Annotated in this window: 8 protein-coding genes; 5 read left to right on the forward strand and 3 right to left on the reverse strand. The window is 72.0% G+C overall.

The window, feature by feature from the left end; translation table 11 throughout:
- Nucleotides 1-209: 209 nt before the first annotated feature.
- Nucleotides 210-2,282, reverse strand: coding sequence for a SpoIIE family protein phosphatase (locus ACW0Q9_RS13270; protein ID WP_456181059.1), 2,073 nt, complete (start codon nt 2,280-2,282; stop codon nt 210-212).
- 182 nt (nt 2,283-2,464) lie between these two features.
- Between ACW0Q9_RS13270 and ACW0Q9_RS13275 the strand changes: the two genes are divergently transcribed.
- Complete coding sequence (locus tag ACW0Q9_RS13275) at nt 2,465-6,817, forward strand: HAMP domain-containing protein (RefSeq protein WP_456181061.1); 4,353 nt, start codon at nt 2,465-2,467, stop codon at nt 6,815-6,817.
- On the forward strand, nt 6,814-7,371 hold the full coding sequence (locus ACW0Q9_RS13280) for a response regulator (RefSeq protein ID WP_355638321.1): 558 nt from the start codon (nt 6,814-6,816) through the stop codon (nt 7,369-7,371). The genes ACW0Q9_RS13275 and ACW0Q9_RS13280 overlap by 4 nt, the downstream gene beginning before the upstream one ends.
- 4 nt (nt 7,372-7,375) lie before the next feature.
- Here ACW0Q9_RS13280 and ACW0Q9_RS13285 read toward each other — a convergent pair whose 3' ends face one another.
- Nucleotides 7,376-7,897, reverse strand: coding sequence for a GbsR/MarR family transcriptional regulator (locus ACW0Q9_RS13285; RefSeq protein WP_456181063.1), 522 nt, complete (start codon nt 7,895-7,897; stop codon nt 7,376-7,378).
- Nucleotides 7,898-7,964: 67 nt separating this feature from the next.
- Between ACW0Q9_RS13285 and ACW0Q9_RS13290 the strand changes: the two genes are divergently transcribed.
- Together ACW0Q9_RS13290 and ACW0Q9_RS13295 are read left to right on the forward strand one after the other, a co-directional pair.
- Nucleotides 7,965-8,867: an ABC transporter ATP-binding protein gene (locus ACW0Q9_RS13290; protein WP_456181065.1), complete on the forward strand. Its 903-nt coding sequence runs from the start codon at nt 7,965-7,967 to the stop codon at nt 8,865-8,867.
- A complete protein-coding gene (locus ACW0Q9_RS13295) occupies nt 8,864-10,456 on the forward strand; it encodes an ABC transporter permease (RefSeq protein WP_456181067.1) in 1,593 nt (530 codons plus the stop codon). Before ACW0Q9_RS13290 ends, ACW0Q9_RS13295 begins: the two co-directional genes overlap by 4 nt.
- An 88-nt stretch (nt 10,457-10,544) precedes the next feature.
- Here the strand turns inward: ACW0Q9_RS13295 and ACW0Q9_RS13300 are convergent, their stop codons facing one another.
- Nucleotides 10,545-10,877 carry an STAS domain-containing protein gene (locus ACW0Q9_RS13300; RefSeq protein ID WP_091261368.1) on the reverse strand — a complete coding sequence of 111 codons (333 nt, stop codon included), beginning with the start codon at nt 10,875-10,877 and terminating at the stop codon, nt 10,545-10,547.
- 151 nt (nt 10,878-11,028) lie between these two features.
- On the opposite strand from ACW0Q9_RS13300, the gene hemL reads away from it, so the two are divergent.
- Nucleotides 11,029-12,366, forward strand: a complete 1,338-nt coding sequence (gene hemL / locus ACW0Q9_RS13305; RefSeq protein WP_456181069.1) for a glutamate-1-semialdehyde 2,1-aminomutase — start codon at nt 11,029-11,031, stop codon at nt 12,364-12,366.
- Nucleotides 12,367-12,381: the final 15 nt, after the last annotated feature.

Consider the following 12,381-nt stretch of genomic DNA (forward strand, 5'->3'; position numbering starts at 1 on the left):
AACGCCCGGCGGACACGCGCGAGAGTTGACCAAGAGGTTTGCGTCGGAATTCCGGCCGGAGTTGACGCAAACCTCTTGATCAACCTGGTGGGCCGGCCTGGCGCTCGTTCAGGCCGGTCGCACCGGTTCTTGATCATGGGGTTGGCGGCGACAAAAGGGACAGGAAGTGCCGCCAACCTCATGATCAACAGCGGAAGGGCCCGGGAGGGTCAGAGACGGTCGTTGCGGAGGACCAGGATGGCTATGTCGTCGCGGGGTGGTTCGACCGAGAAGGCGATGGCGGTGGCGCGGAGGCGGGCGGCGATCACGTCCGCCGAGTAGCCGGCCAGGGGGGCCGCCGACTCGCGCAGGCGGTCGGTACCGAACAGTTCCCGGCCGCGGCGCCGCTCGGTGACCCCGTCGGTGTAGAAGATCAGCGCGTCGCCCGGCTTGAGCGCGATCTCGGCGGTCGGGGTGGCGATCGAGTCGAGCAGGCCGAGCGCGGTGCCGCCGGTGCCGACGAAGCCGGCACCGCCGCCGCCGTGCAGCAGCACGGGCCGGTCGTGCCCGGCCAGGTGCAGGGAGACGTCGAGCTGGTCGCCGTCGCCCGGCCCGACGGCCGCCAGCGCCAGCGTGCAGTAGCGGCCGCCACCCCGTTCGACAAGCGTCTCGTTGAGCCGGCCGAGCACCTCCGGCAGTGGCTTGCCGTCGCCCACCAGCACCCGGATGACATCGCGGACCAGGCCGGTCACCGCCGCCGCCTGGACGCCCTTGCCGGAGACGTCGCCGATGACCACCAGCCACCGGCCGTCCGGCAGCGGCACGACGTCGTAGAAGTCGCCGCCGACGTCGGCGTCGTCGCCGGTCGGGACGTACTCGGCGGCGAAGCCGATGCCCTCGACCACCGGGAGCACCGGGGGCAGCAGCGACTGCTGGAGGGTCTGCGCGACCCGCCGGCGCTCGGCGTGGATCCGGGCGTTCTCGATGGCCAGCGCGGCCCGCCGGGCCACGTCCTCCAGCACCGACACCTCGTCGGGGTCGTGCCGGTGCCGCTGGTGGCGGCCCACGGCGAGGGTGCCGAGCCGCTGCCCGCGGGCGATCAGGGGTACGGCGAAGCCCTCCATGGGCCCGCTCAGCGGCACCTGCGCCGCGCTCCGGGACGCCTCCCGCAGCCGGGCCTGGATCGAGTCCGGGCCGGTCTCCTGGAGCACCCGGTGCAGCTGCGGCAGCACCGCCTCGTCGGCGTGGCTGGCCGCGGCGAGCCGCAGCCGCCCCCACTCGTCCGTGGTGTGCACGGCGCACCACTGGCCCAGCCGGGGCACCACGAGCTGCGGGACGAGGGCCATGGTCAGCTCGACGTCCAGCGACTGGGCGAGCAGTTCGCTCGCCTCGGCGAGGAAGGTCAGCCAGGCGGAGCGGCGTACGTCGGCCCGGCGCAGCCGGTCGTTCTCCAGGTGCAGGGAGAGCCGCTCGGCGGCCAGCACCGCCAGCGGCCGGGCGTACGCCGAGGGCGCCGCGTCCAGCTCCAGCTCGCCGGCGTACGGGCGGTGCACGGCGAGCGGGACGCGGAGCAGCTCGTTGCCCTCCCGGGGCTGCCGGCCGTAGCGGGCGAGCACCTGGCTGCCCTGCCCGTCCCCGCGGTCCAGGCGCACCACGCCGCCGGCCGCGCCGACCATCTCGGCGACCCGCGTCAGCAGCCCGGCGGCGAACTCGGGCAGCGGGTCGTCCGCGTACGGGTCGGGGGTGGTCTGCATGAGCTCGCTCATCGCGGCGGCGCTCGGGGTGCCCCCGTCCGTGCCGGTCGGGGCGGCCAGCGCCGCGCGGGTCTCGGCCGCGCCGGCAGCCGGGATGGCCGCCCCCGGGCCGGACCGGTCGAGCCGGAACCAGACGCCCTTCCCGGTCGGGAGGTAGGTGGTGCCCCACCGGCTGGCGAAGTGGTCGACCAGCAGCAGGCCGCGCCCGCGCTCGGCCACCTCGGTGATGTCGGAGGTGGTGTTCCGGACGCCGACGAGAAGCTCGTCGACGGGGCCGGCGGCGAAGTCGGTCACCGTGACGGTGAGCCCCGCCGGGTCGGCTTCGACCTCGATGTCCAGTTCGGTGCGGGCATGCTCGACCGCGTTGGTGGTGAGTTCGGTGGTGAGCAGCAGCGCCTCGTTGAGCAGCTCGTGCAGCTCCGCCTCGGCCAGCACGGACCGCACCAGCGCCCGGGCCGCCGCGGGGGTGCGCCGGTCGGCGGGGAGGCGGACCCGCCGGACGTGCTCGTCCGAGCCGCCGTTCATCGCCGGCCCCGCCTCCGCTGACACCTTCGTATCCTCCACCGCCGTCACCCCGGGTGCCAAGCCGCTCCGCCGAACCGGCCGGCGGGGGACAGATCGGGCGTGGCGTCCGCTCGGCATCGATGGCCTCGACGTGACACGCGGCAGAATGGTGGGATGGCCGCGTGTCGGCACGAGCCTGATGGCCCCCGAGCTGAGCGAGGAACTGAATGACCACGGCGAAACAAGCGGTAGCCGGGGACGACCACGAGGTGCTCCTCGGTGAGCTGGTCGAGGCGCTGCGGCGGGTGCGTCGCGGCGACCTCCGGGTCCGCCTGCCCCGACGGGCCGGCCTGGCCGGCGAGGTGGCGGACACCTTCAACGACGTGGTGTCGCTCCAGGAGCGGCAGCACCTCGACCTGCGCCGGATCAGCCGGGTCGTCGGCCGTGACGGCCGGCTGACCGAGCGCCTCGACGACGAGGGCCTGGACGGCTCCTGGGCGGAGGGGCAGCGGGCGGTCAACTCGCTGATCGACGACCTGGGCCGCCCGACCACCGAGATCGCCCGGGTGATCGTGGCGGTGGCCGACGGCGACCTGTCCCAGCACATGGCGCTGGAGATCGACGGCCGGCCGCTGCGCGGTGAGTACCTGCGCATCGGCCGGACCGTGAACACGATGGTGGACCAGCTCTCGTCGTTCGCCGACGAGGTGACCCGGGTGGCCCGGGAGGTGGGCACCGAGGGCAAGCTGGGCGGCCAGGCCGACGTCCGTGGCGTCGCCGGCACCTGGAAGGACCTCACCGACTCGGTGAACACCATGGCGTCGAACCTCACCGGCCAGGTGCGCTCGATCTCACAGGTGGCGACCGCGGTGGCGAAGGGCGACCTGTCGCAGAAGATCACGGTCGGCGCCCGCGGCGAGGTGGCCGAGCTGGCCGACACGATGAACTCGCTCACCGACACGCTGCGGCTCTTCGCCGAGCAGGTGACCCGGGTGGCCCGCGAGGTGGGCACCGACGGGAAGCTCGGCGGCCAGGCCGAGGTGCCGAACGTGGCCGGCACCTGGAAGGACCTGACCGACAGCGTCAACTCGATGGCGTCGAACCTGACCAGCCAGGTCCGCAACATCGCCCAGGTCTCGACCGCGGTGGCCCGCGGCGACCTGTCCCAGAAGATCACCGTGGCGGCGCAGGGCGAGATCCTGGAGCTGAAGGACACCGTGAACACGATGGTGGACCAGCTCTCGTCGTTCGCGGACGAGGTGACCCGGGTGGCCCGCGAGGTGGGCATCGAGGGCAAGCTGGGCGGTCAGGCCCAGGTGCGCGGGGTCTCCGGCACCTGGCGCGACCTCACCGAGAACGTCAACCAGCTGGCCGGCAACCTGACCAGCCAGGTCCGGAACATCTCGCAGGTCTCCACGGCGGTGGCCAAGGGTGACCTGTCGCAGAAGATCACGGTGGACGCGCAGGGCGAGATCCTGGAGCTGAAGAACACCGTGAACACCATGGTCGACCAGCTCTCCTCGTTCGCCGACGAGGTGACCCGGGTGGCCCGCGAGGTGGGCACCGAGGGCAAGCTGGGCGGTCAGGCTCAGGTGAAGGGCGTGTCCGGCACCTGGCGGGACCTGACCGACAACGTGAACTCGATGGCGTCGAACCTGACCAGTCAGGTGCGGAACATCGCCTCGGTCACCACCGCGGTCGCCAAGGGCGACCTGGGCCAGAAGATCACCGTGGATGCCCGGGGCGAGATCCTGGAGCTGAAGTCGACGGTCAACACGATGGTCGACCAGCTCTCGTCGTTCGCCGACGAGGTGACCCGGGTGGCCCGCGAGGTGGGCACCGAGGGCAAGCTGGGCGGTCAGGCCCAGGTACGCGGCGTCGCCGGCACCTGGCGCGACCTGACCGACAACGTGAACTCGATGGCGTCGAACCTGACCGCCCAGGTGCGGAACATCGCCCAGGTGTCGACGGCGGTGGCCAAGGGTGACCTGTCGCAGAAGATCACGGTGGACGCGCAGGGCGAGATCCTGGAGCTGAAGTCGACGGTCAACACGATGGTCGACCAGCTCTCGTCGTTCGCCGACGAGGTGACCCGGGTGGCCCGTGAGGTGGGCACCGAGGGCAAGCTGGGCGGTCAGGCCCAGGTGAAGGGCGTCTCCGGCACCTGGCGGGACCTGACCGACAACGTGAACTCGATGGCGTCGAACCTGACCAGCCAGGTGCGGAACATCGCCTCGGTCACCACCGCCGTCGCCAAGGGTGACCTGTCGCAGAAGATCACGGTGGACGCGCAGGGCGAGATCCTGGAGCTGAAGTCGACGGTCAACACGATGGTCGACCAGCTCTCCTCGTTCGCCGACGAGGTGACCCGGGTGGCCCGCGAGGTCGGCATCGAGGGCAAGCTGGGCGGCCAGGCCCAGGTGAAGGGCGTGTCCGGCACCTGGCGCGACCTCACCGAGAACGTCAACCAGCTCGCGTCCACCCTGACCACGCAGCTCCGGGCGATCTCCCAGGTCTCCACCTCGGTGACCCGCGGCGACCTGACCCAGCGGATCAGCGTCAAGGCGCAGGGCGAGGTCGCCGAGCTGAAGGACAACATCAACCAGATGATCGTCACCCTCCGGGAGACGACCAAGAAGAACGCCGAGCAGGGCTGGCTCGACTCGAACCTGGCCCGGATCGGCGGCCTGCTCCAGGGCCAGCGGGATCTCGGCGAGGTCTGCCGCATGATCATGATGGAGGTGACCCCGCTGGTCGACGCGCAGCTCGGCGCGTTCTTCCTGGCGGACAGCTCCGAGGGCAGCATGCGGCTGCGGCTCACCGCCTCCTACGGCTACGTCGCCCGGGGGCACGACGTGACCTTCGGGCCCGGCGAGGGGCTGGTCGGGCAGGCCGCCCTGTCCCGGCGGACCATCCGGGTCAACACCCAGCCCGACGGGCGCCTGGTGCTCCGGTCCGGTCTGGCCGAGACGCCCCCGGCCGACCTGGTGGTGCTGCCGGTCCTCTTCGAGGGCGAGCTGCTCGGCGTGATCGAGTTCGCCGGCGTGACCACCTTCTCCGAGCTGCACCTGGCGTTCCTGGAGCGGCTGGTGCTCACCATCGGCGTCGCCGTCAACACCATCCAGGCCAACCGGCGTACGGAGGAACTGCTCGCGCAGTCGCAGCGGCTGGCGCACGAGATGCAGGAGCAGTCGGCGGAACTCCAGCGCACCAACGCCGAGCTGGAGGACAAGGCGAAGCTGCTCTCCGAGCAGAAGACCAACATCGAGACGCAGAACCGGGAGATCGAACTGGCCCGGCTCGGCCTGGAGGAGAAGGCGCAGCAGCTCACCCGGGCGTCGGCGTACAAGTCGGAGTTCCTGGCCAACATGAGCCACGAGCTGCGTACGCCGCTGAACTCGTTGCTCCTGCTGGCCCGGCTGCTCGCCGAGAACCCGGAGCAGAACCTGAGCCCGAAGCAGATCGAGTTCGCGCGGACCATCCACAGCGCGGGGTCGGACCTGCTCTCCCTGATCGACGACATCCTCGACCTGTCCAAGATCGAGGCGGGCCGGATGGACGTGGAGCCGACCGAGATCCACTTCTCCGAGATCCGCGGCTACGTCGAGCAGGCGTTCGCGCCGCAGGCCGAGGAGAAGGGCCTCGACTTCCAGGTCCGGATCAGCAAGGAGCTGCCGCCGGCGCTGGTCACCGACGCCCAGCGGTTGCAGCAGATCCTGCGCAACCTGCTCTCCAACGCGGTGAAGTTCACCGACAACGGCGCGGTGACCCTGCGGATCGCGCCGGCCGCCGAGAACGCGGTCTTCGACGTGCCGGCGCTGACCAATGCCCGGCAGGTCATCGCGTTCACCGTGATCGACACCGGCATCGGCATCTCGGACGACAAGCTCTCGCTGATCTTCGAAGCGTTCCAGCAGGCCGACGGCACCACCAGCCGGCGCTACGGCGGCACGGGCCTGGGCCTGTCCATCAGCCGGGACCTGGCCCGCCTGCTCGGCGGAACGATCACGGTGTCCTCGGCGCCCGGGCAGGGGTCGACGTTCACCCTCTTCGTACCCGATGTGCTGGCACCGGACGCGGTGGTGGCGCCGGCGCCGCCCTCGCCGCAGCGCGCGGGCCTGCCGTCGTCCCTGCTCATGCCCATGGAGCTGCCGCAGCCGCAGGAGACGCCGGCGACCCGCCGGCTGGAGGGCGTGACCGTTCTGATCATCGACGACGACGTCCGGAACGTGTTCGCGCTGACCTCTGCGTTGGAACTTCACGGGATGACCGTGTTGTACTCGGACAACGGGGCGGACGGCGTCCGCCAGCTGGCCGAGCATCCGGAGGTGGACATCGTGTTGATGGACGCGATGATGCCGGACCAGGACGGCTACGAGACGACGGCGCAGATCCGGCGCAACCACCGCTTCGCGGACCTGCCGATCGTGTTCCTGACCGCGAAGGCGATGCCCGGTGACCGGGAGTCGGCGATCGCGGCCGGGGGTAGCGACTACATCACCAAGCCGGTGGACCTGGACGAGCTCATCGAGCTGATGGCGTCCTGGATCGGCCGGAGCCGAGGCGAGGAGAATCCGTGACCCAGATGGCCAAGGCGCTGCTGGTGGACGACCGGCGGGAGAACCTGATGGCCCTGGAGGCGATCCTCCAGGGGCTTCCGGTGCAGTCGGTCGCCGTGGAGAGCGGCGAGGCGGCGCTCAAGCAGCTCCTGGTGGACGACTTCGCGGTGATCCTGCTGGACGCCCAGATGCCGGACATGGACGGCTTCGAGACCGCCACCCACATCAAGCGGCGGGAGCGGACCCGGCACGTGCCGATCATCTTCCTGACCGCGGCGGACAAGGACGCCCAGCTCGCCCTGCGGGGCTACGCGGTCGGCGCGGTCGACTACCTGACCAAGCCCTTCGACCCCTGGGTGCTGCGGGCCAAGGTGTCGGTCTTCGTCGAGCTGTGGGTCAAGACCCGGCAGCTCGCCGCCCAGTCGGATCTGGTCCGGGAACGCGACGCCCAGTGGCGGGTGCTCACCGACGCCGTGGACGAGGCGACCGCGCTGCTGCGCGCCGACGACGACGCGGAGTCCCGGGAGCGCGCGGTGGACCTGCTGGAGCAGGCCCGCTGGGGCAACACGGCCTGAGCGCTCAGGCGTCGGCCCGGTCGCCGTGCCCGGTCGCGGCGCGCCGGGCCCGCCACCGTTCGCCGAGGGCGTCGATCTCCTCCTGTACGAAAAGGAAGAAGTCCCGCATCTCGGCCACCCGCTCGCCCGCCGGGGTGTTCCGCCCGTGCAGCGCGTCCACCCCGCCGCTGGCGATGTCGATGAAGTTCTTGTAGAGGCCGGTCTTGGTGATGGTGGCCTCGTACCAGGGGTTGGCCGGCATCCGGTAGCGGTCCCGCCGGGAGCCCTTGACCGGCTCGCGGACCAGCATGGCGAACTGGGTGAGGTAGCGCACCGCGCCGGACACGGCCGCCGCGCTGACCCCCAGCCGTTCGCCGATCTCGGCGGCGGTCAGCGGCTCGTCCGCGCTCATCACGGTGAACAGCACCCGGCCGGCCATCCGGGGGAAGCCGACGTCCGCGAAGGCCATCGCCATCCGTTCGACGAAGAGGTGGACCTCTTCCTCGTCCCGGTGGGGCGGCTCTGTCATCGGTGTCGTCTCGCTCATCACACCTGATCGTCTCTCAGATCTCACTGTCTTCACAAGTTTGTGAAACGAGCGTAGCTTCCGAAGTATGGAAACTCCCATTGCGGTGTCCGGCCTGGTGAAGACCTTCGGCCGGACCCGAGCGCTCGACGGACTCGACCTGACCGTCCGCGCCGGCGAGGTACACGGCTTCCTGGGCCCCAACGGCGCCGGCAAGTCGACCACCATCCGGGTGCTGCTCGGTCTGCTGCGGGCGGACGCGGGGGCCGTCCGGCTGCTCGGCGGCGATCCCTGGCGGGACGCCGTGGCCCTGCACCGCCGGCTCGCGTACGTGCCCGGCGACGTCACCCTGTGGCCCAACCTGAGCGGCGGTGAGGTGATCGACCTGCTCGGCCGGCTGCGCGGCGGGCTCGACCCGAAGCGCCGGGCCGAGCTGCTGGAGTCCTTCGAGCTGGACCCGCGCAAGAAGGGCCGGGCCTACTCGAAGGGCAACCGGCAGAAGGTCGGCCTCGTGGCCGCGCTCGCCTCCGACGTCGAGCTGCTCATCCTCGACGAGCCGACCTCCGGGCTCGACCCGCTCATGGAGGAGGTCTTCCAGCACTGGGTACGCCGGGCCAAGCAGGACGGCCGCACCGTGCTGCTCTCCAGCCACATCCTGGCCGAGGTCGAGGCGCTCTGCGACCGGCTCACGATCATCCGGAACGGCCGGGCCGTCGAGTCCGGCACCCTCACCGAGCTGCGCCACCTGCACCGCACCTCGATCGACGCCGAGGTTGCCGCCCCGCTCAACGGGCTGGCCGACCTGCCCGGCGTGCACGACCTGCGGGTGGACGGCAACCGGGTGCGCTTCGACGTGGATTCCGCCGCGCTGGACTCCGCCCTGCGTCGCCTCACCGAGCTGGGAGTGCGCAGCCTGGTCAGCACGCCCCCGACGCTGGAGGAGCTGTTCCTGCGGCACTACGAGGCGGTCCCCGAGGAGCTGACCCGATGAGCACCCTCGCCGGCACGCGCCATCTGGCCCGGCTCATCCTGCGCCGCGACCGGGTCCTGCTCCCGCTCTGGGTGCTGGTCCTCGCCGTGCTCCCGATGACGTACGCGACCAGCTTCTTCGAGCTGTTCCCCACCGACGCCGAGCGGGCCGCGTACGCCGCCGGCACCGCCCGCAACCCCTCGATCGTCGCGCTGCTCGGCCCGGTCTACGGGGAGAGCGTCGGCGCGCTGACCGCCCAGCGCGGCGGCTTCCTGCTGGTCATCGTGGCGCTGGCCAGCCTGCTCACGGTCATCCGGCACACCCGCGTCGAGGAGGAGGCCGGCCGGCGGGAACTGCTCGGCGGCGGAGTGCTCGGGCGGCACGCTGGACTGACCGCCGCGCTGCTCGTCACGTACGCGGCCGACCTGGTGCTCGGCCTGCTCACCGCGGCCGGGCTGGCCTCCACCGGGCTGCCGGCGGCCGGCTCGTACGCGTACGGCCTCGGCACCGCGCTGACCGGGGTGGTCTTCGCCACCCTCGGCGGCCTGGCCGCCCAGCTCACCGAGACGGCGGGCGGCGCCCGGGGCATCGGGATCGCCGTTCTCGGTGCCTCGTTCGCGCTGCGGATGGTCGGGGACACGGCCAGCAACGACTGGCCGAGCTGGCTGTCCCCGCTGGGCTGGGCCCCCCGGATCCGGCCGTTCGAGGGCGAGCGGTGGTGGGTGCTGGCCCTGCCCCTGGTGGCGTCGGCGCTGCTCGCCGCGGTCGCGTACCCGGTCTCGGTGCGCCGCGACCTGGGCGCGGGAGTGCTGCCGCCCCGGCTCGGGCCGGCCACCGCCGGCCCGAGGCTCGCCGGCCCGTTCGGGCTGGCCTGGCGGCTGCACCGGGGGCAGATCCTCTGGTGGTCGGTCGGCTTCGGCCTGCTCGGGCTGATCCTCGGCGGCGCCGCGGAGGCGGCCGGCCGCTCGGTCGAGGGGAACCCCCAGCTGGAACAGATCATGTCCCGGATCGGCGGGGCCTCCGGACTGGCCGACGCCTACCTGGGCGCCACGCTCAGCCTGGCCGGGCTGGCCGCGGCCGGCTACGGCATCCAGGCCGCGCTGCGGATGCGCGCCGAGGAGACCGCCGGGCACGCCGAACCGGTGCTCGCCACCGGCACGCACCGTTCCACCTGGCTGCTGTCGCACGTGGTGTTCGCGCTGGTCGGCCCGGTGGTGGTGCTCGCCGTGACCGGCCTGGCCACCGGCCTGACCTACGGGCTGAGCGTGCAGGACGTGCCCCGGGAGCTGCCCCGGATGCTCGGCGCCGGGCTGGCGCAGGCGCCCGCCGCCTGGGTGCTGGCCGGGCTCGCCGTGCTGCTCTACGGCCTGCTGCCCCGGCTCGCCCCGGTGGCCTGGGCGGTGCTGGCGGTCTGCGTGCTGCTCGGCCAGCTCGGCGCGGTGCTCGAACTCGACCAGTGGCTGCTGGACCTCTCCCCGTTCACGCACACCCCCCAGGTCCTCCGCGAAACCTGGAGCGCAACCCCCCTCTGGGCTCTCACCATCGTGGCGCTGGCCCTGGCAACAACCGGCCTGACGGCCTTCCGCCGCCGCGACGTCCCCGTCATCTGACCCCTCGACCCAGTTGATCAAGAGGTTTGCGTCAGAAATCCGGCTTCAGCAGATGCAAACCTCTTGATCAACGCGAAAGGGTGGCGCGTCAGGGGGCTGTTTCGTTGCGGATCATCAGGGCCGAGCGGAGGCCTGTGATGTCCAGGACGCGGAGGAGGAAGTCGCCGACGTTGCTCAGGACCAGCAGGCTCTGGGCGTGGCTGGCCTTGCGGCTGAGCACCACGAGGGTGCCGAGACCCTGCGAGTCGCAGAAGGTGACCCCGCCCAGGTCGAGCACGATGCGCGGCGGGGGATCGGCCAGCACCTCGTTGACGACTGTCGACAGCTGGGCGGCCGTGAGCATGTCGATCTCACCGGCGAGGCGAAGCACCGCTTCGTCACCCGTCCGGTGTAGCGTGATGGACAGTTCGGCACGATCCACCCGGTCAGCCTATCGCGATCTCGACGAACGGGCCCGTCGAGCGGCCCGCCCGTCGCTCGCCCGCGCCGAACGGACGAGGCGTGAGCCGGGTAACCCCCGAAGCGGGGTGCCTGCCGATCTGCGGCCCGGCGCTGACACAATGGGCGGCATCGTGAGCGATACCTTTTCCGCCGGATCCGGCCGCTACCCGGCCGACGCACCGGCCTCCGAGGCCCTGTTCGACCGCGCCAAGGCCATCGTGCCCGGCGGGGTCAACTCCCCCGTGCGCGCGTTCCGTGCCGTCGGCGGCACCCCGCGCTTCATGGTCCGGGGGGAGGGTCCCTGGCTCTTCGACGCCGACGGTCGCCGCTACGTCGACCTGGTCTGTTCCTGGGGCCCGCTGATCCTCGGTCACGCCCACCCGGCGGTGGTCGAGGCGCTGCGCGAGGCCGCCGCGCTCGGCACCAGCTTCGGCACCCCGACCCCGGGCGAGGTCGACCTGGCCGCGGAGATCGTCGCGCGTACGCCGGTGGAGCAGGTTCGCCTGGTCAACTCGGGCACCGAGGCGACCATGTCGGCGATCCGGCTGGCCCGCGGTTTCACCGGCCGCGCCAAGATCATCAAGTTCTCCGGCTGCTACCACGGCCACTCCGACGCGCTGCTGGCCGCCGCCGGTTCCGGCGTGGCCACCCTCGGCCTGCCCGACTCGCCCGGTGTGACCGGGGCGGCCGCCGGGGACACCATCGTGCTGCCGTACAACGACCTGCGCGCGGTCGAGGAGGCCTTCGCCGCCGAGGGCCCGCACATCGCCGCGATCATCACCGAGGCCGCCGCCGGCAACATGGGCGTGATCGCCCCGCGTGACGACTTCAACCAGCAGCTCGCCCGGATCGCCCACGCGCACGGCGCCCTGCTCATCGTCGACGAGGTGATGACCGGGTTCCGGGTCTCCCGCGCCGGCTGGCACGGCCTCGACCCGTCGGATGCCGACCTGTGGACGTACGGGAAGGTCATGGGGGGTGGGCTGCCCGCCGCGGCGTTCGGCGGGCGCGCGGAGATCATGGCGAAGCTGGCCCCGGCCGGCCCGGTCTACCAGGCCGGCACGCTCTCCGGAAACCCGCTGGCCTGCGCCGCCGGCCTGGCCACGCTCCGGCTGGCCGACGACGCGCTCTACCGCCGCCTCGACGAGACGGCCGCCACCGTGGGCAAGCTCGCCACCGAGGCGCTGGCCGCCGCCGGGGTCCCGCACCGCCTGTCGTCCGCGGGCAACATGTTCTCGATCTTCTTCACCGACGCCGACGTGGCGGACTACGACAGCGCCCGCACCCAGCAGGTGCCCGCGTTCAAGGCGTTCTTCCACGCCATGCTCGCCGCCGGCGTCTACCTGCCGCCGAGCGCGTTCGAGTCCTGGTTCGTGTCGGCGGCGATCGACGACGCCGCCCTGGACCAGATCGCCGCCGCCCTGCCGACGGCGGCGAACGCGGCGGCAGCGGCAGGACACGGGGGGTAGCGGTGAGCGCGAGGA

The sequence above is a fragment of the Micromonospora sp. I033 genome, from assembly GCF_053890995.1.